At 31.6% G+C, this 23,959-nt stretch carries 23 protein-coding genes; 13 read left to right on the plus strand and 10 right to left on the minus strand.

The features are described from left to right. Positions 1-305 precede the first annotated feature (305 nt). Positions 306-1,070, minus strand: a complete 765-nt coding sequence (locus ACSIGE_RS10530) for a TatD family hydrolase (protein ID WP_440879830.1) — start codon at positions 1,068-1,070, stop codon at positions 306-308. Positions 1,071-1,117: 47 nt separating this feature from the next. Between ACSIGE_RS10530 and ACSIGE_RS10535 the strand changes: the two genes are divergently transcribed. Further along, the gene (locus ACSIGE_RS10535) at positions 1,118-1,591 is read left to right on the plus strand and encodes an aspartyl protease family protein (protein ID WP_440879831.1); all 474 of its coding nucleotides are present in this window, start codon (positions 1,118-1,120) and stop codon (positions 1,589-1,591) included. A 3-nt stretch (positions 1,592-1,594) separates the two neighbouring features. On the opposite strand, the gene ACSIGE_RS10540 is transcribed toward ACSIGE_RS10535, so the two are convergent. Continuing rightward, positions 1,595-2,053 carry an Lrp/AsnC family transcriptional regulator gene (locus ACSIGE_RS10540; RefSeq protein WP_440879832.1) on the minus strand — a complete coding sequence of 153 codons (459 nt, stop codon included), beginning with the start codon at positions 2,051-2,053 and terminating at the stop codon, positions 1,595-1,597. A 160-nt stretch (positions 2,054-2,213) separates the two neighbouring features. Between ACSIGE_RS10540 and ACSIGE_RS10545 the strand changes: the two genes are divergently transcribed. Continuing rightward, positions 2,214-3,425: an aminotransferase class I/II-fold pyridoxal phosphate-dependent enzyme gene (locus tag ACSIGE_RS10545; RefSeq protein ID WP_440882209.1), complete on the plus strand. Its 1,212-nt coding sequence runs from the start codon at positions 2,214-2,216 to the stop codon at positions 3,423-3,425. A 243-nt stretch (positions 3,426-3,668) separates the two neighbouring features. After that, positions 3,669-5,138 (plus strand): Na+/H+ antiporter NhaC, encoded by a 1,470-nt coding sequence (nhaC, locus tag ACSIGE_RS10550; RefSeq protein ID WP_440879833.1) that lies wholly within the window; start codon positions 3,669-3,671, stop codon positions 5,136-5,138. 74 nt (positions 5,139-5,212) lie between these two features. On the opposite strand, the gene ACSIGE_RS10555 is transcribed toward nhaC, so the two are convergent. The 3 genes from ACSIGE_RS10555 to ACSIGE_RS10565 are packed head-to-tail and all read right to left on the minus strand — an operon-like array spanning position 5,213 to position 7,285. Further along, positions 5,213-5,965 carry a YggS family pyridoxal phosphate-dependent enzyme gene (locus ACSIGE_RS10555; RefSeq protein WP_440879834.1) on the minus strand — a complete coding sequence of 251 codons (753 nt, stop codon included), beginning with the start codon at positions 5,963-5,965 and terminating at the stop codon, positions 5,213-5,215. Beyond that, complete coding sequence (locus tag ACSIGE_RS10560) at positions 5,940-6,677, minus strand: AAA family ATPase (protein WP_440879835.1); 738 nt, start codon at positions 6,675-6,677, stop codon at positions 5,940-5,942. The genes ACSIGE_RS10555 and ACSIGE_RS10560 overlap by 26 nt, the downstream gene beginning before the upstream one ends. A gap of 8 nt (positions 6,678-6,685) precedes the next feature. Then, on the minus strand, positions 6,686-7,285 hold the full coding sequence (locus ACSIGE_RS10565) for a MarR family winged helix-turn-helix transcriptional regulator (protein WP_440879836.1): 600 nt from the start codon (positions 7,283-7,285) through the stop codon (positions 6,686-6,688). 106 nt (positions 7,286-7,391) lie between these two features. Here ACSIGE_RS10565 and ACSIGE_RS10570 point away from each other — a divergent pair, with 106 nt between their 5' ends. From ACSIGE_RS10570 to bioA, 3 genes are all read left to right on the plus strand, one after another. After that, the gene (locus ACSIGE_RS10570; RefSeq protein ID WP_440879837.1) at positions 7,392-8,546 is read left to right on the plus strand and encodes an aminotransferase class I/II-fold pyridoxal phosphate-dependent enzyme; all 1,155 of its coding nucleotides are present in this window, start codon (positions 7,392-7,394) and stop codon (positions 8,544-8,546) included. Between the two features lie 196 nt (positions 8,547-8,742). Next, the gene (bioD, locus tag ACSIGE_RS10575; protein ID WP_440879838.1) at positions 8,743-9,354 is read left to right on the plus strand and encodes a dethiobiotin synthase; all 612 of its coding nucleotides are present in this window, start codon (positions 8,743-8,745) and stop codon (positions 9,352-9,354) included. A gap of 39 nt (positions 9,355-9,393) precedes the next feature. Further along, the gene (gene bioA / locus ACSIGE_RS10580) at positions 9,394-10,659 is read left to right on the plus strand and encodes an adenosylmethionine--8-amino-7-oxononanoate transaminase (protein ID WP_440879839.1); all 1,266 of its coding nucleotides are present in this window, start codon (positions 9,394-9,396) and stop codon (positions 10,657-10,659) included. On the opposite strand, the gene ACSIGE_RS10585 is transcribed toward bioA, so the two are convergent. Further along, complete coding sequence (locus ACSIGE_RS10585; RefSeq protein WP_440879840.1) at positions 10,645-11,076, minus strand: cytochrome c oxidase assembly factor Coa1 family protein; 432 nt, start codon at positions 11,074-11,076, stop codon at positions 10,645-10,647. The genes bioA and ACSIGE_RS10585 overlap by 15 nt on opposite strands. Positions 11,077-11,312: 236 nt before the next feature. On the opposite strand from ACSIGE_RS10585, the gene ACSIGE_RS10590 reads away from it, so the two are divergent. The 3 genes from ACSIGE_RS10590 to ACSIGE_RS10600 all read left to right on the plus strand — a co-directional run bounded on the left by ACSIGE_RS10590 (position 11,313) and on the right by ACSIGE_RS10600 (position 14,703). After that, positions 11,313-12,482 carry a beta-ketoacyl synthase N-terminal-like domain-containing protein gene (locus tag ACSIGE_RS10590; protein WP_440879841.1) on the plus strand — a complete coding sequence of 390 codons (1,170 nt, stop codon included), beginning with the start codon at positions 11,313-11,315 and terminating at the stop codon, positions 12,480-12,482. 129 nt (positions 12,483-12,611) lie between these two features. Beyond that, the gene (gene bioB, locus ACSIGE_RS10595) at positions 12,612-13,712 is read left to right on the plus strand and encodes a biotin synthase BioB (RefSeq protein ID WP_440879842.1); all 1,101 of its coding nucleotides are present in this window, start codon (positions 12,612-12,614) and stop codon (positions 13,710-13,712) included. 115 nt (positions 13,713-13,827) lie between these two features. Then, a complete protein-coding gene (locus tag ACSIGE_RS10600) occupies positions 13,828-14,703 on the plus strand; it encodes a cupin-like domain-containing protein (RefSeq protein WP_440879843.1) in 876 nt (291 codons plus the stop codon). 47 nt (positions 14,704-14,750) lie between these two features. Here the strand turns inward: ACSIGE_RS10600 and ACSIGE_RS10605 are convergent, their stop codons facing one another. Then, positions 14,751-15,359, minus strand: coding sequence for a superoxide dismutase (locus tag ACSIGE_RS10605; RefSeq protein WP_440879844.1), 609 nt, complete (start codon positions 15,357-15,359; stop codon positions 14,751-14,753). Positions 15,360-15,480: 121 nt separating this feature from the next. Then, positions 15,481-16,518, minus strand: a complete 1,038-nt coding sequence (gene fbp / locus ACSIGE_RS10610) for a class 1 fructose-bisphosphatase (RefSeq protein ID WP_440879845.1) — start codon at positions 16,516-16,518, stop codon at positions 15,481-15,483. A 161-nt stretch (positions 16,519-16,679) separates the two neighbouring features. Here fbp and ACSIGE_RS10615 point away from each other — a divergent pair, with 161 nt between their 5' ends. From ACSIGE_RS10615 to ACSIGE_RS10625, 3 genes are read left to right on the plus strand one after another with little or no spacing between them, the layout of a single operon-like run. Next, complete coding sequence (locus tag ACSIGE_RS10615) at positions 16,680-17,162, plus strand: N-acetyltransferase family protein (RefSeq protein WP_440879846.1); 483 nt, start codon at positions 16,680-16,682, stop codon at positions 17,160-17,162. 3 nt (positions 17,163-17,165) lie between these two features. Beyond that, the gene (locus tag ACSIGE_RS10620) at positions 17,166-18,422 is read left to right on the plus strand and encodes an aspartate kinase (RefSeq protein ID WP_440879847.1); all 1,257 of its coding nucleotides are present in this window, start codon (positions 17,166-17,168) and stop codon (positions 18,420-18,422) included. A gap of 51 nt (positions 18,423-18,473) precedes the next feature. Beyond that, the gene (locus ACSIGE_RS10625; RefSeq protein WP_440879848.1) at positions 18,474-20,291 is read left to right on the plus strand and encodes a GNAT family N-acyltransferase; all 1,818 of its coding nucleotides are present in this window, start codon (positions 18,474-18,476) and stop codon (positions 20,289-20,291) included. A gap of 77 nt (positions 20,292-20,368) precedes the next feature. Here the strand turns inward: ACSIGE_RS10625 and ACSIGE_RS10630 are convergent, their stop codons facing one another. Then, positions 20,369-20,884, minus strand: coding sequence for a heavy-metal-associated domain-containing protein (locus ACSIGE_RS10630; RefSeq protein ID WP_440879849.1), 516 nt, complete (start codon positions 20,882-20,884; stop codon positions 20,369-20,371). Between the two features lie 92 nt (positions 20,885-20,976). On the opposite strand from ACSIGE_RS10630, the gene ACSIGE_RS10635 reads away from it, so the two are divergent. Continuing rightward, entirely contained in the window at positions 20,977-21,849 is an 873-nt protein-coding gene (locus ACSIGE_RS10635; RefSeq protein WP_440879850.1) for a DMT family transporter, read from the plus strand. Positions 21,850-21,889: 40 nt separating this feature from the next. Here the strand turns inward: ACSIGE_RS10635 and ACSIGE_RS10640 are convergent, their stop codons facing one another. Then, positions 21,890-23,953, minus strand: coding sequence for an insulinase family protein (locus ACSIGE_RS10640; protein WP_440879851.1), 2,064 nt, complete (start codon positions 23,951-23,953; stop codon positions 21,890-21,892). Positions 23,954-23,959: the final 6 nt, after the last annotated feature.

Raw genomic sequence — 23,959 nt, forward strand, 5'->3', positions numbered from 1 at the left:
CAAGAAATAATATTGATGATACTAAAACTTGTTATCATTGTTTTTACCTAAATCAAATAGATGATTTAAATTTATTGAAAGTTTCTAAGTTGGAGTGAATGGGGATTTTAGACGCTTTTTTTTGTTTTCATTTTAAGGGGATTTAAAAATTAGTTAGAATTTCATTGACAATATACAAAAAAAATGCAAAAACACAAGTTAATGTATTGTTTTTTAGTTGCTTGTGGTTTTTTTGTTTTGAGTTATAATAGAACCAAGTATATTATTACTTATAAAAATGTTTTTCAAAATGCTTAAAAAAATACTTAAACACCAAACACGTCTTTTGAATTTTGCGTAGTGATTTCAGTTATTTCTTGAAAGCTTATATCGTAAATATCAACTAACTTATCTATTACATTAGTAATATAACTGCTCTCATTACGTTTACCTCTATATGGGGTAGGAGCTAAATAAGGAGCATCAGTTTCTAAAACAATATTTTTAAGATCGATTTGTTTCAAAAATTTATCAATCTTTCCGTTTTTAAAGGTAGCAACACCGCCGATACCTAGCTTCATATTGTATGATATTGCCTGTTGAGCTTGCTCAAAGGTTCCTGTAAAACAATGAAATATTCCATATAAGCTGTCAGATTTCTCTTCTTCTAAAATTTCAAAAACTTCATCAAAAGCATTTCTACAATGAATAACAATGGGTAATTTTTTTTCTTTCGCCCATTGGATCTGAATTCTAAAAGCATCTTGCTGTTGTTTTAAAAAATCTTTATCCCAGTATAAGTCAATACCTATCTCACCAATTGCATAAAAGTTTCTTTTATCAATCCATTTTTTTACAAAATTAAGTTCTTCTTTGTAGTTTTCTTTTACTGAAGTTGGATGTAAACCCATCATTAAAAAAATACTATTTGAATAGTTTTTTTCCAGGTCTAACATTCTATCCATATATGAACTGTCAATGGCTGGAATAAAAAAACGTGAAACACCTATCTTTTTAGCTCTTTCCATTACACTTTCTCTGTCTTCATCAAATTGTTCGGAGTATAAATGCGTATGTGTATCAGTAATCATAGAATTTGTGAATTGGATTGTATCTTTGCGAAACAAAAGTACAAGAAATGGCGAGTTTGAAAAAAATATTAAAGAAAAAGAAGTATTCGGAAATTAAATTAAAGCAAATTAAGACTAATCATCTTGAAGTTGTAGTTAAAGTAAATGGAGTTAAAGGAAACTTTATTTTAGACACAGGGGCTTCAAGTTCTTGTATTGGAATTGATTTAAAAAACCATTTTAATCTTACTTCTGAGGAGACGGATGTAAAAGCAGCAGGGGCTGGTGCTCTAGGAATGGAAACTCAAAAATCATCCAATAATAATATAAAGATAGGCTCTTGGAAAACAATGGACTGCGACTTGGTCCTTTTCGATTTATCTCATGTAAATGAAGCCTTAAGGCAGCAAGATGTTTCAGAGGTTCAGGGGATTATAGGAGCTGACATTCTTGGTGCAGGAAAAGCAATTATTGATTACAGTAAGAAAAAATTATTTCTTAAAAAGGTTAAAAAGAAAAAAGTTATTGCTCTACCTTTTTAATTTCTATAAATTAATGGTTGTTGTATTTTTTATATCACTTATTGTGAAAACACTATGCGTACTGCCAATATGTTTTAGATCTGTTATTTTATTGATCATAAATTCTCTATATGATTCCATGTCTTTAATATAGATTTTTAAAATATAATCGAATTCACCACTTACGTGAAAACATTCAATAACTTCAGGAAGTTTATTTATTTCATTTTCAAACAAGGTGATATGTTCTTTAGTATGTTTATCAAGTTTGATGTTACAAAAAACCGTTAAAGCTTTATCTATCTTTTTTTTATCAAGAAGAGCAGTGTACTGCCTAATAATCTTTTCTTTCTCTAGTTTTTTTATTCTTTCATATATTGCTGTAACAGAAAGATTTAGTTTTAAGGAGAGGCTTTTTGTTGTTTGCTTACTGTCTTCTTGTAAAAGATTAAGAAGCTTTTTGTCTTTTTGGTCTAATTTCATCTGAAAAATAATCTATTATGTGTTGAATAAGGCTTTTTTTTATTTTAAATTTTCGGTAGTAAAGCGTAAATATAAAAATATAATCTATTCTTGTGTATTTATGTTGATTTTTAGTCTTTTAAAAATGAATTTAGTAATTAAATTTATAAACCTTATTCTAATGGAATTTAAGCCAGCTAATAATATTCAAGATCTACAATACTTTGGAGAATATGGAGGTGTAAATCCTTCTGTTTCTGATTCATCAACATATACCTTTTTAAGTGCTAAAACCATGTTTGATACTTTTGAGGGAAATACAGATGGTTGTTATCTTTATTCCCGGCATTCATCTCCATCAAATTTGTATTTAGGAGAAGCTTTGGCAGCCATGGAAGGAACAGAAATGGCTAATGTAACAGCCTCTGGTATGGGAGCTATTACGCCAACAATACTTCAAATATGTGGAGCAGGAGATCATATTGTTTCAAGCAGAACTATTTATGGGGGAACTTACGCGTTTTTAAAAAACTTTACTCCTAGAATGAATATTAGTACTTCATTTGTTGATATAACTAAGCTTGATGTGGTTGAACAGGCTATCAGTCCTAAAACAAAAATGATTTATTGTGAAACTGTCAGTAACCCGCTACTAGAGGTTGCAGATATACTAGCATTGGCAAAACTTGCCAAGAAATATAAATTGAAGCTGGTTGTAGATAATACATTTTCTCCACTATCAATTTCTCCTCACAAGTTAGGGGCTGATGTCGTAATTCATAGTTTAACAAAGTTCATCAACGGTAGTTCTGATACAATGGGAGGGGTGATCTGTGGAACTGCAGAGTTTGTAAATGCTCAAAAAAGTGTAATTGATGGAGCTAGCATGCTTTTGGGGGCTTCTATTGATTCGATGAGATCAGCTTCAATATTAAAAAATATGAGAACATTACATATCCGAATTAAACAACACAGTAAAAACGCATTGTTTTTGGCGGAGAAATTTGAGCAAGATGGTATAAAAACAGTATATCCTGGATTGTTATCACATCCGTCTCATGATATTTTCAAGCGAATGATGAATAATGAGTACGGTTTTGGAGGAATGCTAACTATTGATGCAGGATCTCTTGATAAAGCGAATCAATTAATGGAGTTGATGCAAGAGGTAAATATTGGTTATTTAGCAGTAAGCTTAGGTTTTTATAAGACTCTTTTTTCTGCTCCAGGGACTTCAACCTCGTCTGAAATTCCATATGAAGAACAAGAAGAAATGGGACTTAGTGACGGGTTGATTCGATTTTCAATTGGCTTAGATAACGATATTCAGAGAACTTATAGGATGATTAAAGAATGTATGATAAAAGTAGGTGTTCTTGAAAAAGTTGTTTAGTCAGGTTATGTAAATATTTTTTAGATAATTACGATCTTTTATATTCTAAAAAAGATCGTAATTATAGTTGTATGATTTTGATAAACAGTAAGAGTAAAGAAATTTTAGAAGAGGAAATTGTTGTATTTGTGCAATAAAAACTTGCTTCTGTCATTGTTTTTTCACTAAAAAAACAAGCTATGAAGTTTCGATTTGTGTAATTCTTTTAAAAATAGTAACATTACAGCCTTAAATTAGTTTCAAATGCAAGAGGGGAAAAAAATAACTGAAATTAAAATTGGAGATCAAAAAATAATCGACGACAATCAATTAAGCCTTAAACAGGCTCTAATACCTGTTTTATTTCTAATGTTACTTTTATCATATAACATTTTTTTTGCTGACGGTGCTTGGTTAGGTGATTATTCAAATCAATTTATTTTGCTAATTGGAGGAACTGTTGCAGCCGTGATGGGATTGTTTAATAAAGTACCTCTTAAAAGTATGCTCGACGAGGTTATAGAAAATTGGAAAAGCGTCTTCGTACCGATTATGATTCTATTTTTAGTGGGAGCTTTAGCAGGTACATGGTTGATTAGTGGTATTATTCCTGCGATGGTGTATTATGGTTTACAGGTATTAAGACCAGAAATATTTTTACCAGCATCCGTTATTATCGCTGCTATTATTTCTATCGCTACTGGTAGTTCGTGGACCACATCAGCTACTGTTGGTATTGCGTTAGTTGGAATTGGAAATGCATTAGGTATTCCTTCTGGAATGATTGCAGGAGCAGTAATTTCAGGAGCTTATTTTGGAGATAAAATGTCTCCATTGTCAGATACAACAAATTTAGCTCCTGCAATGGCTGGAACAAGTTTATTTACACATATTAGATATATGGCATATACAACAGTTCCTACTATTTTAATTGCGCTTATCGTTTTTGCCGTTTTAAGTGGGACGATTGAAACTTCGGGTAATGCAGATATAAGTGATTTACTTAGTTCAATTGATAGTTCATTTAATATTACTCCTTGGCTTTTTGTAGTCCCATTATCTGTAATTGTTTTAATTCTTTTAAAGACCAAACCATTATTTGCTTTGAGTACGGGAGTTGTATTAGCAGCAATTTTTGCTTTAGTATTCCAATCTGATATCTTAACTAACTTATCGGACTCAAAAATTCAATCAATTTTTAAGGCTATTTTTACCGATATTCAAATTGTAACTAATAACGATAAATTAACGGAATTATTTAGTGCAGGAGGGATGAAGGGAATGTTGTGGACTATTTGTTTGATAATATGTGCAATGGTTTTTGGAGGCGTTATGGATGCAATAGGGGCGCTTTCAAAAATTACAGAAACGTTACTTTCCTTAGCTTCAAACATATTTGGTTTATTTGCAAGTACGGTAGTTAGTTGTTTAGGGCTAAACGCGATTGCATCAGATCAATACTTAGCAATTGTAATTCCAGGTAAAATGTTTAAAAAAGCGTTTGAAGATAGAGACTTAGCTCCTGAAAACCTTAGTAGAACTTTGGAAGACTCGGGTACTGTAACATCAGTTTTAATTCCTTGGAATACCTGTGGGGCATATCAATCTGGTGTTTTAGGAGTTGGGGTTAGTGAGTATGCAATATTTGCAATCTTTAATTGGTTAAGTCCATTTATGACATTAATATTTGCGGCGTTCGGACTCAAGGTTCGACAGCTATCAAAGAAGAAATAAAAAAGAGAAGCTTTATAAAGAAGTTCTTTTCTAAACGAAAAGAACTTTATCAAGTGGGATAGTTAGTGATAGTGTTAGATTTTTAAACTTGTATCAGAATTTTCATTCCAGTAGTAGCTATCTGGGTAGGCCCTTTTTCCAAATATAGCTGTTCCAACTCTTATGATTGTAGCTCCTTCTTTTATGGCGATTTCAAGATCACCACTCATCCCCATTGAAAGTTCATGCATTTGAACATTACGGATGTTTTCTGAGATTATTTTTTGTTGTAATAGTTTGAGCTTTTGAAAACACTTTCTTACTTCTTCATCATTAGAGCTAAAAACACCAATAGTCATAAGTCCTTTAATATGAATTCTATCAAATAAAGCGATTTCTTTTATTAAATTAATGGCTAGTTCAGGAGAAATACCGAATTTACTCTTTTCATCAGAGGTGTTTACTTGAACTAATATGTCTATATGCTTATCTTCATGAACAAGTCTTTTTTGTAGCTTTTCAGCAAGACTTAATCGATCTACAGATTGTATACATGTTACATTGTATTTGAGAATATCTTTGATTTTATTACTTTGTAAATGGCCGATAAAGTGTTTTTGATGAGTAATTGAGTTAAGACTATCAAATTTTTCTTTTATCTCCTGAATTTTATTTTCTCCGATTAGTTTTTCTTTTGATAAAGCAATTTTAATATTTTCGGGACTTACGGTTTTTGTGGCTAAAAGAAGCCTTACTTCGTTAACCTCTCTATTGGCTTCCGTGCAAGCTTTTTGTATTCTATGTTGTATTTTATTAATGTTTTCAATTATTAATGGATTTGTTTTCATAATGTGTTTCTTTCGCTTTTTCTTGGGTTATTAATTTTTTTTTAACTTGATTTTCTACCAAATCTTTAGCTTCTGCATATGATATTTGATAAGTTCTTTTTATTTCATGTAAATTCTTTGGAAACTTATCTAATATCTCATTATAAAAGGTTTCTAGTTGACTTTTAGTAGGCAGGTTAAAGGAGAGTTTGATTTCAAAACGTCGCAATAGAGCTTGGTCAATTATTTTAATAAAATTTGTTGCGCAAATTAATAAAACATTATCGGGGATTTGGTCAATAAGTTGTAAAAGGGTATTTACCACACGTTTCATTTCTCCGGAATCTTTTGTTTCGTAGTCTCTTAGTTTTCCTAACGAATCGAATTCGTCTATAAAAAGAACTGCATTTTCTCTTGCGGCCTTTTTAAAAGAACTATTTATATTTCTAGAGGTCTCTCCTAATCTACTTGAAATGAACTCACTTAAATCAAGCGTTATTATTTTTTTATTTAGTTTTTTTGCAATCGCTTTAGCAGTTGCTGTTTTACCGCACCCACTCGCACCGTGAAGAAGTATTTTATTAGTTATTTTTAGTCCGTACTGATTTAAAATATTGAAGTAGCTAACTTCATCTATAACTTGCTGTAGCTTTTCTTTATTGTTATTGTCCAGATGAATTTCATCTAAACTTAATTTTATAGAGTTTGGATTGGTTATTATATCGTAGCTCATAAGTTTTATTATTCTTTGGAAACATGTTCTGGACAATCAACTCTTAACTCAGTTTTATTTAATTCTAATTCTAGTAATTTGCAATAATGACTACTGTTTTTAAAACTGTAGTTATTACAGGTTTTGCACATCCGTTGAACGGTTATTACGTCAACTTTGTTCAAAGAGGAAATTAAATCTAACAAACCATCTAAAATTATTTCTTTTTTATCGAGGTTCAATTTTTCGATAGCTTTTTCTAGAGGTGTTGTAAAAATAGCGCTTTCTTTGGCCAGAACGAGTCCTTTTTTACTCAAGGAAATCGTGTAGCTTCTTGTATCATTAAAATCATTTTCTTTCTTAATGAGTTCTTTTCTATGAAGCGTTTTTATACTGTCGCTTATGGTAGCTTTTGTCATATTAAATTCTTTAGCCAAGTAACTCACTTTACATTGTTCTTTTTTATGAAACAACAGGAATATTAGAATTTGTATTTGAATTGGACTCAAAGAGTTTTTTTTACCTTCATCCCATAACAGAACTCGGAATGCCTCAGAAATACGTTCTAGTGAAACAATAATTTTACTATCTATTTTTTTGCCTTGAGTTATAGGATTGAATGAAGACATTTGAAAAAAGTTATTACGATTACAAAATTAGTAATCCTAACTATTGTTTCCAAGGAAAAGAACTATATTTTTTTCTGTAAGAATTGATTTGTTTTAATTTTGCCTTATGGAGTTTCCAAAAAAGTTAAAGAGAAAAATAAGTTTAAGAGAAATAGAAGGTTCTCTTAGAACTCTAGGAGAGACGAATAATTTAGTAGACTTTTCATCTAATGATTACCTAGGGTTTGCGAAATCAAAAGAGATTCGTCTTGAGGTATATGAATTTTTAATGAAAAATGAAGTGGACTTAAATGGAGCTACGGGTTCGCGCCTACTCTCAGGAAATCATCAATTATACGATTTAACAGAAAAAGTACTTTGTTCTATTCATAATTCTGAATCTGCACTTATATTTAACTCAGGGTATAATGCAAATCTAGGTTTTTTTTCGTGTGTTCCTCAAAGAAATGATATAATATTGTTTGATGAATTGATTCATGCATCTATTCGAGATGGAATAAGATTGTCTAATGCTCAATCGTATAAATTTGAGCATAATAATAGTACCAAACTCGAAAATATACTTCAAAAGTTTTCTTCAGAAGGAGCTTTTACCTCAAGGGAAATATATGTAGTTACAGAGTCTATTTTTTCTATGGATGGAGATACTCCTGATTTAAAAAAAATGCTTGAGATATGTGAGTCATATGGGGCTTATTTTGTTGTTGACGAGGCCCATGCTATAGGTTTGTCTGATAAAAAAGAGCTAGGGATTATCCAAAACCTAAAATTGGAGGATAGAATTTTTGCAAGAATTTTAACATTCGGAAAAAGCTTAGGTTGTCATGGGGCAGTTATTTTGGGAAGTAACGATTTAAGAACCTACTTAGTGAATTATTCAAGAAGTTTTATTTATACAACAGGCTTAGCTCCTCATTCATTAGCCGCGATATGGAGCGCACATAAGTTTTTACAAGGAAAGTTGGGAGAATTGCGTAGAGGGCAACTTCATTCTAATATTGATTTTTTTAAGAAAAAAGTGTATGAGTTAAATCTTAATTTTATAGAGAGCTCGTCTGCTATTCATTGTTGTATAATCTCTGGAAATCAAAAAACTAAAGAAATAGCTCAGAACTTATATGAAAATGGGTTTGATGTTAAGCCAATCCTATCTCCAACTGTCACTAAAGGAAAAGAACGCCTACGATTTTGTTTACATAGTTATAATAATTTTGATCAAATAACCAAAGTTTTAGGTAAGCTCACTACCTTTGTTTCGTAATGAAAAAATGAAAAAGATCAAAGAGATTACAATTAATATAAAAAGAGAGTCAAGAATAAACAAGGAAATTAGAAACTCTTTTGAATAGGTATATGAAACTATCATTTGCATAGGAGTAGCTAGGTGTATTTTATTGATATTTCTCTTTTTCGTGAAGAAAAAATTTATTAATAAAATTTTAAAAAGATAATTTTTAATGCAAGAGAAATACTTTATTACTGGAATATCCACTGAGGTTGGTAAAACAATTGCTTCAGCAATTTTAGTGGAAGCTTTAGAAGCTGATTATTGGAAGCCTATTCAGGCAGGGGATTTAGCTAATTCAGACACAGATAAAGTTAGAAGTTTAGTATCAAGTAAAAAATCTATTTTTCATGAAAATTCGTATGCACTCCATACTCCAATGAGTCCTCATGCGGCGGCAGAAATAGATGGTGTTTCCATTGATTTGAAATTCATTTGTGAGCCAAAGACAAAAAATAATATTGTAATTGAAGGGGCCGGCGGGTTACTGGTTCCATTAAATGATCAAAATACTATTTTAGATTTAATTGAACCAGAATACAAAGTTATTGTAGTTTCTCGTCATTATCTAGGTAGTATAAATCATTCGATTCTAACTATAAACTTACTAAAAGATAAAGGGTACGACGTATCCGTAATTTATTCAGGAAAAGAGCATAAAACAACAGAGGGTATTATTGAGAAAATGACCGATGTCAAGGTTATTGGAAGGATTGATGAAGAACCCTATTTTGATAAAAATGTGATCAAAGAGTATGCTGATCTTTTCAGGGAAAAGCTTTAGACATACATTTCACTATTTATAGAGTAAAGCATGATAAAAATGATTTTAAGCGAACGAGATAAAAAACATTTATGGCATCCATTGACTCAGCATAAGTTACATCCTGATCATATTGCCATAACTAAAGCAAAAGGAGTGTTTCTTTACGATGAGAGAGGAAATAAATATATTGATGGTATTGCTTCTTGGTATACTTGTATGTATGGGCATTGTAATGAGTATATAACAAAAAAAGTTTCTAGGCAAATGAGGGAGCTTGATCATGTAGTATTTGCTGGATTTACCCATGAGCCAGCGGTAAAATTATCTGAAGAATTAATCAAAATATTACCTCACAATCAGGAGAAAATATTTTTTTCAGATAACGGATCCACTTCTGTTGACGTTGCCATAAAGATGGCTTTGCAATTTCATTTTAATAGAGGTCATAAAAAAAATAAAATAATTGCTTTTGAAGGAGGGTTTCATGGAGATACATTTGGAGCAATGTCTGTTTCAGGGCTTTCTGTTTATAATGGGCCCTTTGAAGATTTCTTAATTAATGTATCCCGTATTCCAGTACCAAATATGGATAATTTTGAAGTGGTAAAAAACCAGTTCAAAACTTTATTAGAAGAAGCTGAAGTGGCTGCTTTTATTTTTGAGCCTTTAGTTCAAGGTGCTGCAGCAATGCAAATGCATAGTGCTAAGCTATTAGATGAGTTAGTGGCATTAGCCAAAGACTATGGAGTAGTAACGATTGCAGACGAAGTAATGACTGGTTTTGGAAAGACAGGTAAAAATTTTGCTTCTGAATATTTAAATAACCTACCAGATATAATATGTTTGTCAAAATCATTAACAGGAGGTTTAGTTCCTATGGCTATAACTAGTTGTTCGTCATTTATTTATAGTGCTTTTCTTAGTGATGAATTGGCAAAGGGCTTTTTTCACGGACATACATACTCTGCAAATCCAATAGCTTGTTCTGCTGCATTAGCTGGTATAGAGCTTTTAAATAGTAAAGAGATTCAAGATCGAATTGAAAAAATTATTGAAGCTCACAAAGTTTTTGGTGCAAAAATACAAGGTCATCCTAATGTCAAAGAAATTCGTCAGTTAGGTGTGATTTTTGCTTTAGATTTGAATATTCAAATGGAGCGTTATGGAAATCTTCGCTACCAATTATTTAATTTTTTTATGAATAGAGGAGTTTGCTTAAGGCCTTTAGGAAATACAATTTATGTACTTGCCCCATTTATTATTAATAATGATGAATTAGATAAGATATATGAAACAATTGAAGAGGCTTTAGATACTTTTTAGAGCCTCCTCAATTAGGTTGATTTTCTCTTGAGTTTTTGTGATTTTTACATATAGATCTTCAAAAACCCATTTTCCGTTAGTTTTAATGCCATTTACGACAAGAATGCCATTGCTCTTACTACCTTTTATAGGGATAGCAAAGCTTATTTCTCCATCACTATTAAACAATGAAATATTACCATTAGGCATTCCATTTTTTTTAATAGGTGCCCCTAAAATAGAGGTCACCCTAGTGTTATTATTTGCTTTTTCTATAGCATTTTTAATGGGTGTAGAATTATTAATCATATTTGAAACTCCGAAAAAAGCAAAACCAATTCCGAAAATTAAAAATAAAATAATACCCAAACATCCACTAGTTGGTATAAACCAAAGCCAGTTTCTGCTAAACCAACTTCTCTGATTTTCATCTGACATAATAATTTAGATAGTGTTAGGTTAAATTGCTTTCAAGTGATTTTTGATTCAAATTTAAAAGTTTTAGAACGACTTAAGCAACTACTAAACGAATAAAGTCATATTAATTTAAAGCTAAGATTTTTGACGTTGCGATTTTATTGATTTGTGGAAGAAAGAGATTGAAAGATAAAATCAGTTGTATATATTCGGAAATTGGAGCTAATTAGCTTTATTTTTGTCAAAATTTTTTGAGTTTGAATAAAAAAATATCGATTACCTCAATAGGCTCAATATCTGCGTTAGGGAGCAGTCATGAAAAAGTATGGAATAATTACAAAAATGATGAACATTTTCTAAAGTTAGAAAACTATGAAAATTTTGAAGTATGGATAGCTAAGATTCCAGAAGAAGATAAACAGTTCATCGAAAAAATAAGATGTTCAGATGTAAGATATAAAAACTTGGATAATTCTGTTTTATATGCACTATTTGCCGCTCGAAAAGCAGTTCAAAATACAGATTGGCAACCGCAGGATAACTTTGGAATAAATATAGGATCTTCAAGAGGAGCGACTTCATTATTTGAAAAATATCACAAAGAATTTTTAGAAACAGGTAGATCTTCGACAATAAGTTCACCAACAACCACCCTTGGAAATATTTCGTCATGGATAGCACATGATCAGCAAACAAGAGGTCCAGAAATATCTCACTCAATAACCTGTTCTACTGGTTTACATTCTTTACTGAACGGTGTTGCGTGGATTTTGTCAGGAATGACAAATAAGTTTTTAGTTGGAGGGAGTGAAGCCTCTTTAACGGAGTTTACTATTGCCCAAATGAGAGCATTAAAAGTGTATGCTAATAATACAGAAAATTACCCATGTAAAGCTTTTGATCTTACTAAAAGACAGAATACGATGGTATTAGGTGAAGGGGCTTCAATTTTATGCTTAGAATTAGGTGTAATACCTTCTGCAGAAGCAATCATTGAAGGAGTGGGATACGCGACAGAAGTTCTAAAACATAATATTTCTATTTCGACAAATGCGGATTGTTTTCAAAAATCAATGAAAATGGCAATAGGAAATACAAATAAAAATGAAATTGATGCTATTGTCATGCATGCACCAGGAACTGTAAAGGGAGACCTTTCTGAATTGAATGCAATTAGGGCGGTATTTGGACAAAATATTCCTTTTTTAACTACGAATAAATGGAAGTTAGGACATACTTTTGCGACCTCTGGTTTGCTTAGTATTGAGCTTGCTGTATTAATGATTAAGAATCAAAAGGCAATACATGTTCCTTTTGTCGAAAAGCAAGACGATCCAAAAAGTATGAATAAGGTATTGATAAACGCTGTTGGTTTTGGTGGCAATGCAGTGTCAGTTTTAATAAGCAGAAATACAATAGATAATTAATAAATGTTTAAGAATTTAAATGTTGAATGATAAGTCTTCCGGGTACACTTATTCAGTAAAAATTTAAAAGTATAAATTAATTATTAGTACTTTTGAGTAATCAAAAAATAAACAAGTAAACATAAGTTTATGAGCGATGTAAGAAATGACTGGACAAAAGAGGAGATATTAGCGATATATAATAAACCATTGATGGAGCTTTTATATGAAGCTGCTTCATTGCATAGAAAACATCATGATCCTAATACTGTGCAGGTTAGTACACTCATATCAATAAAGACAGGAGGCTGTTCAGAAGACTGTGGTTATTGTCCGCAAGCAGCTCGATATCATACGGATATTGAAGGAAATGATCTTATGACAGTAAATCAAGTAAAGGCCCAAGCATTGAGAGCAAAATCTGGAGGTTCTTCAAGGGTTTGTATGGGGGCCTCATGGAGAAATGTTAAAGATGGACCTGAATTTGATCAAGTATTAGAAATGGTTAGAACTATAAATAAACTTGATATGGAGGTGTGTTGCACGCTGGGAATGGTAACTGAAAATCAAGCAAAACGTTTGGCAGAAGCAGGATTGTATGCCTATAACCATAATATTGATACCTCTGAAGATTATTACGATGACGTGATTTCAACGAGAGCATTTAAAGACAGAATTGATACAATCGAAAATGTAAGAAAAACAAACGTAACGGTTTGTTCAGGAGGTATTATTGGAATGGGAGAAAGCTTAGAGGATAGAGCAGGAATGTTGGAAACATTAACAAGGTTTTCTCCTCATCCTGAGTCAGTTCCGATAAACGCTTTAGTTGCTGTGGAAGGAACACCTATGGAAGATCAGCCTCCTTTAAATATTTTTGAGATGATTCGAATGGTGGCTACAACACGAATTGTTCTTCCCGAATCTCAGGTACGCTTATCGGCTGGAAGGACACAAATGTCAAGAGAAGGACAAGCAATGTGTTTTTTTGCTGGAGCTAATTCTATTTTTGCCGGAGATAAGTTATTGACAACACCAAACCCTGACATTAATGAAGATATGAAGATGTTTGAAGAGCTTGGATTGAACCCTCAAAAAGCCTTTTTTAAACATGAGCAACGTAATACAATAGAAGCCGAAAAATCTAAATTTAAAGCACTAGGAGAGAAGCCGAGATGGACAAGACCAAGTCATAAAATTGAAAGAAATGAGCAAAAAAAGAAACAGGCTTTAGAATTCCGTAAGAAGTAATTAACTTTTTCCCTGAAAAGTAAGTATACATACCAAAAACAATTTTTTTTACAAAGTATAATACAAAAAATTTCATAACAATTTCTTAATTTTACACATAGAAAAAATGGAATCAATGGGACTACAATTAACAAAAGTTGATAGAGTTGAAACTATTACAAAGGAGGATTTTATAAAAAAATATTTTAAACCTCAGAAACCAGTTGTAATTGAGCGATTTATAGAAGATTGGCCCGCGTATTCAAAATGGTCACTAGACTATATGAAAGACATTGCTGGAGACAAGAAGGTTCCTTTATATGATGACAGACCTGTCGATTATAAGGACGGGTTTAATGAACCACACGCTGTCATGAAAATGAGCGAGTACGTAGATTTATTAAAAAAAGAACCTACAAAATTTAGAATTTTTCTGTGGAATATTCTTAAAGAAGTGCCGCAACTTCAAAAAGACTTTAAGTTTCCTGATTTTGGACTAAGGCTAATGAAAGGATTACCAATGTTATTCTTTGGAGGTAAGAATTCATATACATTTATGCACTATGATATTGATTTAGCTAATATTTTTCATTTTCATTTTGAAGGCAAAAAAAAGTGTATTTTGTTTGACCAAAAGCAAAATAAATATCTTTATAAAATTCCAAACTCATTAATTACAAGAGAAGATATCGATTTTAATGATCCCGATTTTGAAAAATGGCCTGCATTAAAAAAAGTAAAGGGATATGTTGCAGAGTTAGAACATGGAAATGTTTTGTATATGCCAGAAGGATGGTGGCATTATATGAGGTACATAACCCCAGGATTTTCTATGAGTTTAAGAGCTATTGCGAGAACTCCTAAAAATTTAGGAAAAGCCATTTATAATGTCTTCATAATGCGAACAATCGATAACATTATGAGAAGATTAAAGGGACAAAAATGGATTGATTGGAAAAATGAACAAGCTATTGTTCGAACTAACAATAGAATTAAAGTTATAAGAAAATAACAAGAAAAATATGTGTCGATGACATATTTTTCTTGTTATTGTTATTTTTATTTGGCAGCAGAATATCTTCTTTCAACTTCATTCCAATTAATTACATTGAAAAAAGCTTCAATATAGTCTGGACGACGATTTTGGTAGTTTAAATAATAAGCATGTTCCCATACATCAAGTCCTAATATAGGGGTCCCACCACATGAAACATTTGGCATTAACGGATTATCTTGATTTGGTGTAGAGCACACTTCAACTTTCCCTCCTTTATGTACGCACAACCAAGCCCATCCTGAACCAAATTGAGTAGCAGCGGCTTTGGAAAAAGCATTAATAAACTCGTCTTTCGACCCAAACTCAGCTTCAATAGCTTCTTTTAACTCTCCAGACAAGTAACCTCTATCTTCAGGATTCATAACTGACCAAAATAAAGAGTGATTATAGAAACCACCACCGTTATTTCTAACTGCTGAATTGTTCATGTCCAAGTTCAAGAGAATATCTTCAATAGATTTTTCTGCAAGATCACTTCCTTCAATTGCTGTATTTAATTTATTTGTATAGCCCGCATGGTGTTTGCTATGGTGTATTTCCATCGTTCTAGCATCTATATGAGGCTCTAAAGCATTATACGCGTATCCTAATTCTGGTAATTCAAAAGCCATAATTTCTTAATTTTTAAAAGTTTTATTTTTTTGATTTTACGTAGGTAAAGTTAGGGTAAAAAAACAAGGCAAACAACCATTCGCTTTGTGTAAAATACCTTTCTTATAAAAATAATGAATTCTATTCGTAAACAGGCTTTTCTTTCGATGAAAATTCTTGCATGAAGCCTTCTGCTTTTGAAACCAGTTGTTTACTGCCACAATAAAAAGGTACTCTTTGATGAAGTTCCGTTGGTTTAATGTCAAGAATTCTTGTAAATCCATCAGAAGCGGTCCCTCCGGCTTGCTCGCAAATAAAAGCCATTGGATTACATTCATAAAGTAAACGTAATTTACCATTTGGATTAATAGCGGTTGCGGGGTATATATACACGCCACCCTTGATTAAGTTTCTGTGAAAATCTGAAACTAAAGATCCAATATATCTTGCGGTGTAAGGTCTATTGTCTTTTTTGTTTAATTCTTTACAGTGAATTAAAAATCGCTTCATTCCTTCTTGAAAATGAGTAAAATAACCTTCGCTTACGGAGTATATTTTTCCTATTTCAGGAAATTTCATGTTTGGGTGAGATAAGTAAAAAGTTCCAATAGCTGGGTTTAGTGTAAAACCGTTAACGCCGCTTCCAGAGGTAAATACCAACATAGTTGAAGTGCCATAGGCTACATAACCAGCTGCAACTTGTTCACTGCCTTTTTGTAAGAAATCATCTTCTGTCACTGGTGTTCCGACAGGAGAGACCCTTCGATAAATAGAAAAAATTGTTCCGACAGAAACATTTACATCGATGTTAGAGGAGCCATCTAAGGGGTCCATAAGTAAAACATATTTGTTTTCGTTTGTTTTATTTTTACCTTCAACAATAACGTAACTATCCTCTTCTTCACTTGCGATACCACAAACAATTTCTCTGTTTATCAAGGTTTGTTTAAATAAATCATTCGCTAATACGTCTAATTTTTGTTGAGCTTCACCTTGAATATTAATATCTCCAGCAGCACCAGTGATATCAACTAATCCTGCTTTTCTAATTTCGTGGTTCACTACTTTTGCTGCCAAACGAATTGAGTTTATTAAACGCGAAAGTTCCCCTGAGGAATATTTAAAAGATTTTTGATTGTTGATGATAAATTCACCAAGTGTGGTATGCTTGTTATTCATAGTTTAAAAATTCTCTGGTTTTACATACAAATATCTCAACTTTTTAGGTTCTGAAACAATTTTAAACTTTAAAATTTTCAACAAATTAAAATGATATGTTTTAAATCATAGGATTATTTTTAAAAAAGTGTTTTCAAAGTATCTTTACGAAAAAATCAACAATGAATTTTGTTATTAGAAAAGGTGAGGTACATGATGTAAATGCAATTCTTAGATTGATTAAAGAATTAGCTGAATTTGAAAAATTACCGAATGAAGTTGAGGTAACCGAAGATCATTTAATTCGAGATGGTTTCTCCTCAAATTCAAAGTTTAAAACATTTGTTGCTGAGGATTCTGATGGATTTGTTATTGGAATGGCTCTTTTTTTTGAAAGGTATTCAACTTGGAAAGGAAGAATAATTCATCTAGAAGACCTAATGGTAACAAAATCTCATAGAGGAATTGGAGCAGGTAAAGCCTTGTATACAGAAGTACTGAAATATGCAGACCTTCAGGGGTGTAAAAGAGTATCTTGGGAAGTGTTGGATTGGAATAAAAGTGCTGTTGGTTTTTACGAAAGTACAGGTGCTACTATTTTAGATAGTTGGCAAGTTGTGCATATGAATGAAACTGGATTAAAAGAATTTGTGAAGAAAAACTAAATAATGAGAATATTTAAGTTTGGAGGAGCATCTGTAAAAAATGCTTCCGCTGTAAGAAATGTTGTAAGAGTATTACAACAAGAAGGAACAGATAGTACCTTGGTAGTTATCTCAGCAATGGGGAAAATGACAAATGCTTTTGAAGTATTAATTGACGCCTATTATAACCGACAAAATAATTTGAATGAAGCTTTAACTTTCATTTATGATTTTCATTTTAATATTATTAAAGATTTATTTGAAATAGACAGTGAGAATGTTAAAAATAGAGTTAATGAATTGTTAGGGGAATTAAATGGATTTATGATTCAAAATGAATCTAGAGACTATAATTATGTTTATGATCAAATTGTAGGTTATGGAGAATTGTTGTCAACTACGATTGTTAGTTTTTATTTAAAAAGTATCGGAATCGAAAATAATTGGCTAGATGTTAGAGAGTATCTAAAAACAGACTCTAATTACAGAGACGCAAAAATTAATTGGAGTTCTACAGAAAAAATAATAAAGGGTAATGTTGATGTTCAAAGGTTAAATATAACACAAGGTTTTATAGGTAGAAACAATGATACAACAACAACATTGGGTAGAGAAGGTTCCGATTATACAGCAGGAATTTTCGCTTTTTGTTTAAATGCGCATAGTGTAACTATTTGGAAAGATGTTGAGGGGGTTTTAAATGCAGATCCAAGAGTGTTTTCAAAAACAGAGTTGTTAAAGGAAATTTCATATTCTGAGGCAATTGAGATGGCTTTTTATGGAGCCTCTGTAATTCATCCAAAAACAATTCAGCCTCTAGAAAAGAGAAATATACCTTTATATGTAAGGTCATTCGATCATCTTGATAAAAAAGGGACAAGAGTTAGTAAAGGGGTTTCATTGAGACCTTTAATATCTTGTTATATCGTTAAGAAGAATCAGATTTTGATTTCTATCTCAGTTAAAGATTTTTCATTTATGGTGGAAAATAACATTAGCCAGGTATTTGAAAAATTACATAAGCATAGATTAAAGGTTAATTTAGTGCAAAATTCAGCATTGAGTTTTTCAGTATGCGTAGACGATAAATTTAATAATTTTGATGAGTTTTACCAAGAGCTTAAACATATTTATAATATAAAAGCCTACAAAGGAGTAACTTTATATACCATAAGACATTTTGATGATGATGCGATTGACTTGATAAGGCAAAAAGGAAAATCACTAATAAGACAAATAAATACAAAAACGGCGCAATTAGTCATTGAAGAAAGCACGTAAACCTCGCAAATTTACCCTATATTTGTAGTTATGTTTAACTTAATCTAAATAATGGGATTAGTAACACCAAAAGAATTAGCGAAAGCAATTGGTACAGATAAGTTTGGAGTTTTAGGAGTGTTTTCAGGATGGTTATTGATGAAAATTTTGAGGATTTCGAAGGCAAATGAAGTCTATAACAAGCATAAGCATAAGAAAGATTTACCGTTTTTAAATGGATTGTTGAATGAATTTCAAATAGAATTTGAAATTCCTGAGGAAGATTTAAAGAGAATACCTAAGGATGGACCATTTATAACAATATCCAATCATCCATTGGGAGGTATAGATGGTATTCTTTTATTAAAACTTTTAGTTGAGCATAGAGCCGATTACAAAATAATAGCTAACTTTTTATTGCATCGGGTTGAGCCATTGAAGCCTTATGTTATGCCTGTAAACCCTTTTGAGAACCATAAAGACGCTAAATCAAGTGTTTCTGGTATAAAAAACGCGCTCCTTCATTTAAGAGAAGGAAAGCCTTTAGGAATTTTTCCAGCAGGAGAGGTATCTACCTATCGTGATGGTAAACTTATGGTTGACAAAGAGTGGGAGGAAGGAGCTGTTCGCTTGATTAAAAAAGCAAAGGTACCTGTTATACCCATATACTTTCATGCAAAAAATAGTAAATTATTTTATTTTTTATCTAAGATTAGTGATACATTACGCACGGCTAAGTTGCCTTCTGAGTTACTTTCTCAGAAAAATAGAATTATAAAAGTAAGGATAGGAAAGCCTATTTTGGTAAAAGATCAAGAAGCTTATCCAGAAATCCCCGATTTTTATCAGTTTTTAAGAAGAAAAACATATATGTTAGCTAATCCATATGAAAAATCTTCTCAAAAAATTTTGTCATCGCAACATTTGAAAATTCCTAAGAAAGCAAAAAATATATCTAGTCAAAAAAATCCAGATTTATTTATTAAGGAGGTAGAAAAACTTCGAGCATCAGATGCTAGATTATTGAAGAGTAAGAATTATGAGGTGTTTTTTTCCAGTGCTAAGCAAATACCGAATCTCCTCCATGAGATAGGAAGATTACGAGAGATCACATTTAGAGAGGTTGGGGAAGGAAGCAATAAATCACTAGATTTAGATAAATACGACAAATATTATTACCATATGTTCCTTTGGGATAGTGATGCAAATTGTCTTGTCGGAGCTTATAGAATGGGTATTGGAAAAGAAATCTATAAGAAATTGGGTATTAATGGATTCTATATTCAGACGTTGTTTAGAATAGAGCCAGAGCTATATTCAATGATGGAGTCTTCTATTGAAATGGGAAGGGCTTTTATCGTGAAACAATATCAGCAAAAACCAATGCCTTTATTTCTTCTATGGAAAGGAATTGTTCATGTAACACTTCGTTATCCTGACCATAAATACCTAATAGGGGGTGTGAGTATTAGTAATCAGTTTTCTGAGTTTTCGAAATCACTTATGATCGAGTTTATGAAGTCACATTACTACGATCCATATATAGCACAATACATCCATCCAAAGAAAGAGTTTAAGGTAAAATTAAAAGATACAGATAAAGATTTCGTTTTTGATGAAACAGAAGCAGATCTTCAGAAGTTTGATAAGATAATTGATGAAATTGAACCAGGTGCCTTAAGAATGCCTGTATTAATTAAGAAATATGTTAAGCAAAATGCAAGGTTGGTAGCGTTTAATGTAGATCCCAAATTTAACAATGCAGTTGATGGTTTAATGTATATCAAGATAATAGATATTCCAGAGAGTACAGTCAAGCCTGTTATGGAGGAATTTCAGGCGGAGTTGGAGAGAAGAGCAAGTGAGTCTGTCAATGTTGTTGTAAACTGATCGTTATTATACAAAATAAAAAAAGCGGCTAGTATTTTTAAAAATACTAGCCGCTTTTTTATTTTGCTTTATTTTAATTATGCTTTAGAACAACAGTTTTTTTGACAATCATCTGCACAGGCGACTTTTTTATCATCATCTTTTACACAGCATTTTTTCTCACATTTAACAGAGGGTGTTTTATCAGAGTTCGTTGCACACTCTTTTTTGCAATTTTTTTCACATTCTTTCTTGCAACTTATTTTTTCTCCTGTAAATTCTTCAGCTTTGTATGTTTCACCGTCAGCAATTCCATCAATAAATTTAATAATATCTTTCTTGTCGGTTCTATTGCTATCATATTTTACATTGGCAGTACCATTTTCAAAAGATACTTTAGCATCAATTATACCATCTTTTTTAGAGAGTTTTGAAGCAATAATCTTTGCACAACCGATTTCACAGGTCATCCCTGATACGGTAAAGCTAGCTTCTTCTATTTTAGTGGTTAACTCATTCTTCTGAGGTTCAGTATCTTTATTTTCTGATTTTTTACAGCTTGTAATGATCAGACATATAAAGGCAAATACTATTAGTAATTTTTCAATTTTCATCACTTTAGACTATTGGGTTATTATACAAATTTATCAATAATATAATATTATACTATATAAATAGTCGATTTTTGTATCCAAAATAAATTTAAATGCTTATTAATCACCAAAAATGGTTATACCTCATTACGCTTTCTCTTGTTTGGGGTAGTTCTTTTATCCTTATGAAAAGAGCTCTTATTGGCTTAACTCCTATTCAAGTTGGTGCATTAAGACTGGTTATAGCAGGTTTTTTCTTGTTAATTATAGGCTATTCATCAATTAAATCAATAAAAAAAAAACAATGGAAGTGGATTTTAATAAGTTCACTTTTGGGTACGTTTTTCCCAGCTTTTATGTATGCTTATGCGATCATGGGTATTGATAGTTCCATAGCTTCAATATTAAATTCAATTACACCTTTTAATGCTTTATGGATAGGAGCTACTTTTTTTAGTTTCAATTTTAAAAAAGAGCAATTAGTGGGAATATTTATCGGTTTATGTGGGACTATTGTTTTGATTTCTCAAGGAGCAACTATGAATCCTAATCAAAATTATTGGTATGCTTTATTGCCAATTATTTCATCTTTTGGTTATGCATTTAATGTAAATATTATTAAAAAGTATTTACAAGATTTAGATGCTTTAGCCATCACAGTAGGCAACTTCATTTTTATTATTATTCCAGCTTTAATAATACTTTTTTACTCTGACTTTCCTGGGTCATTTGAGTTAACATCTCAAACAAAGACAGCACTTATATATATATTCATATTAGCTATATTCGGAACGGTGATGGCCAAAATAATATTTAATAAGTTAATTCAGATTTCTTCGCCAATCTTTTCAACGTCTGTAACTTACTTAATACCAGTTGTAGCTGTTATATGGGGCGTAATTGATGGAGAGAAGCTAAGTGGAATTCAGATAATAGCCGCACTGGTTATATTATTAGGGGTTTATATGGTAAATAAGAAAAAATAAAAAGAGTCAAGAGAAAACTTGACTCTTAAAAAGGAATTTTTTATTTAAAGTCAGCATCGGAAACGCCTTCATTTACTTTGGCATCAATCAGTATTAGATTTATGCTCTGTGGGCCTAAATTTCCCGTTTTTTTAGAAGGAAAAAGAACACCATTAAACTGCTTGTAGTCACTATAAACAGTTTCTTGATTTTGTGCCGTCCCTCCCATATTGGTTGTTTGAATTTCTTTAATTTTTAAACCACTTTTTGAATCGTAATAAGAGGTCCATGATATTATTTTTCCTTTCCGAGATATCACATAGGCTTCTTGACTATTAACTGATTCAATTCCTGTTAGTTTTGTGTTTTCATCTTTTAAATATCCGATTTCAGGAAATACTCCAAGTGAAAAAGTCATTTCAGTTGCCATATCTGCAGGTAATGGTTGTCCATTAATTTTTACAGATTCTTTATTCATGATCATTCTCATCATTATATTATCATTCATCCCAAGAGAATTTTCATAGTTTGACGCAGTTCTTTTTTCAATGTTCTTAATCTTATTACCTGCTGCTTCGCCCTCGTAAGTAGTAAATGTTGAGTAAAGGGATTTAATTTTATTAACACCACCTAAAGCATCAAAGTATTTATTCAAAATACTTTCTTTTGTAACTCCAGCAGGAATCTCTTTTTTCATTGCAGGTTTTGATGTTGGTTCTCCGTATTTATCGTAATAATTAATTGTATAATCGGAGTTTTTTTCTAGATTTTTAAGTACATCAAGACCTTTACCTGTAATAATTATTCGAGCATTATCTCCTTTAAAATATTTTAAAGCTGCATTTTGAACCTCCTCTAAAGTAACTGCATTAATGTTTTTTAGATAATCTTCATAGAAATTATCGGGTAAATTGTATTTAGCTATATTCAAAGCAAATCGGGCAATTGTTTTTGGTTTTTGAACATTCCTTACGAAATTACCAATGTATTTAGCTTTTGAATTTTTAAGCTCTTCCTTTGAAGCCTTTTGGTATCGTATTTTATTGATTTCTTTTTGAATTTCAACTACAGCGCTGTCAGTAACAACATTTCTAACGGCAGCACTAGCCTTAAAGGTTCCTGCTCCTTCTAATTTATCTTGAGATATGTTTGAATAAGACCCGTAGGTGTACCCTTTGTCTTCTCGTAAATTCATGAATAAACGAGCTGTTCCACCACCTCCAAGAATATTATTAGCTAATAATGCAGCATAGTAATCTTTATCTCCTAAAGTTAGGTCTATTGAGTTAATTACAGAAACTTCAGATTGAACAGCGTTTGGCATATCAATAAAATTGATTTCTGTGGCACTTACATTTTTAGGTTTTGGTGTTGTTGATGATGGAATAACTCCTTTTTTCCATGAATCAAAATATTTTTCTACTAGTTTTTTAGTTTTTTTAGTGTCAATATCACCAACGATAACTAAATAAGCATTATTAGGTTTGTAGTAAGTAGTGTAATTATTTTTTACATCTTCCAAAGTAATTTGATTAATACTTTCTTTTGTGATGAACTCTCCATAAGGATGATTTTTACCATACACTAATGCGTTTTCTACCCTTCTTGCTATTGCTTTTACATTTTTTTCATTGGATTTAATACCTTCTAGCGTCCTTTCTACAGCTTTATCAAATTCCTCTTTAGTAAATAGAGGATCCTTAACACCTTCAGCCATTAATTCTAATATTTCAGTAAAGTATTTGGTTAACGATGAGGCATATGCTCCATTACTTTTGTAAAAAATAGAAGCGCCTAAATAATCAATACGTTCATTAAAATTGTCTTTTGAAATTTTTGAAGTGCCGCTTCCTAGAAGGTCTCCCATTAATTCAGATACTCCAGCCTTATTTCCTTCAATTAAAGGGGGGTTATCAATAGTTAATGATGCTGAGACACGCGGAAGTTTATGGTTTTCAACCATAATAACTTTTAATCCGTTTGATAGATTAAATTTTTGAGCTTTCCCTAATTTAATTTTAGGGGAAGGCCCTGGTTTCGGTTGGATACTTCTATCTATTTGTTGCGCTGTAACAGCAAAAGACATGGTTACCAATGCTACTGCTGATGCTATAATTTTCTTCATATTATG

Source organism: Tenacibaculum profundi (genome assembly GCF_052050075.1).
Lineage (GTDB): Bacteria > Bacteroidota > Bacteroidia > Flavobacteriales > Flavobacteriaceae > Polaribacter.

What these genes read in the sequence shown, in the direction of transcription:
- ACSIGE_RS10640 (WP_440879851.1), bottom strand. Translation starts at nt 23,953, where the DNA reads ATGAAGAAAATTATAGCATCAGCAGTAGCATTGGTAACCATGTCTTTT.
- ACSIGE_RS10620 (WP_440879847.1), top strand. Translation starts at nt 17,166, where the DNA reads ATGAGAATATTTAAGTTTGGAGGAGCATCTGTAAAAAATGCTTCCGCT.
- ACSIGE_RS10585 (WP_440879840.1), bottom strand. Translation starts at nt 11,076, where the DNA reads ATGTCAGATGAAAATCAGAGAAGTTGGTTTAGCAGAAACTGGCTTTGG.
- ACSIGE_RS10535 (WP_440879831.1), top strand. Translation starts at nt 1,118, where the DNA reads ATGGCGAGTTTGAAAAAAATATTAAAGAAAAAGAAGTATTCGGAAATT.
- ACSIGE_RS10625 (WP_440879848.1), top strand. Translation starts at nt 18,474, where the DNA reads ATGGGATTAGTAACACCAAAAGAATTAGCGAAAGCAATTGGTACAGAT.
- bioD (WP_440879838.1), top strand. Translation starts at nt 8,743, where the DNA reads ATGCAAGAGAAATACTTTATTACTGGAATATCCACTGAGGTTGGTAAA.
- ACSIGE_RS10635 (WP_440879850.1), top strand. Translation starts at nt 20,977, where the DNA reads ATGCTTATTAATCACCAAAAATGGTTATACCTCATTACGCTTTCTCTT.
- ACSIGE_RS10545 (WP_440882209.1), top strand. Translation starts at nt 2,214, where the DNA reads ATGGAATTTAAGCCAGCTAATAATATTCAAGATCTACAATACTTTGGA.
- nhaC (WP_440879833.1), top strand. Translation starts at nt 3,669, where the DNA reads ATGCAAGAGGGGAAAAAAATAACTGAAATTAAAATTGGAGATCAAAAA.
- ACSIGE_RS10540 (WP_440879832.1), bottom strand. Translation starts at nt 2,053, where the DNA reads ATGAAATTAGACCAAAAAGACAAAAAGCTTCTTAATCTTTTACAAGAA.
- ACSIGE_RS10630 (WP_440879849.1), bottom strand. Translation starts at nt 20,884, where the DNA reads ATGAAAATTGAAAAATTACTAATAGTATTTGCCTTTATATGTCTGATC.
- bioB (WP_440879842.1), top strand. Translation starts at nt 12,612, where the DNA reads ATGAGCGATGTAAGAAATGACTGGACAAAAGAGGAGATATTAGCGATA.
- bioA (WP_440879839.1), top strand. Translation starts at nt 9,394, where the DNA reads ATGATTTTAAGCGAACGAGATAAAAAACATTTATGGCATCCATTGACT.
- ACSIGE_RS10555 (WP_440879834.1), bottom strand. Translation starts at nt 5,965, where the DNA reads ATGAAAACAAATCCATTAATAATTGAAAACATTAATAAAATACAACAT.
- ACSIGE_RS10565 (WP_440879836.1), bottom strand. Translation starts at nt 7,285, where the DNA reads ATGTCTTCATTCAATCCTATAACTCAAGGCAAAAAAATAGATAGTAAA.
- ACSIGE_RS10570 (WP_440879837.1), top strand. Translation starts at nt 7,392, where the DNA reads ATGGAGTTTCCAAAAAAGTTAAAGAGAAAAATAAGTTTAAGAGAAATA.
- ACSIGE_RS10605 (WP_440879844.1), bottom strand. Translation starts at nt 15,359, where the DNA reads ATGGCTTTTGAATTACCAGAATTAGGATACGCGTATAATGCTTTAGAG.
- fbp (WP_440879845.1), bottom strand. Translation starts at nt 16,518, where the DNA reads ATGAATAACAAGCATACCACACTTGGTGAATTTATCATCAACAATCAA.
- ACSIGE_RS10560 (WP_440879835.1), bottom strand. Translation starts at nt 6,677, where the DNA reads ATGAGCTACGATATAATAACCAATCCAAACTCTATAAAATTAAGTTTA.
- ACSIGE_RS10530 (WP_440879830.1), bottom strand. Translation starts at nt 1,070, where the DNA reads ATGATTACTGATACACATACGCATTTATACTCCGAACAATTTGATGAA.
- ACSIGE_RS10600 (WP_440879843.1), top strand. Translation starts at nt 13,828, where the DNA reads ATGGGACTACAATTAACAAAAGTTGATAGAGTTGAAACTATTACAAAG.
- ACSIGE_RS10615 (WP_440879846.1), top strand. Translation starts at nt 16,680, where the DNA reads ATGAATTTTGTTATTAGAAAAGGTGAGGTACATGATGTAAATGCAATT.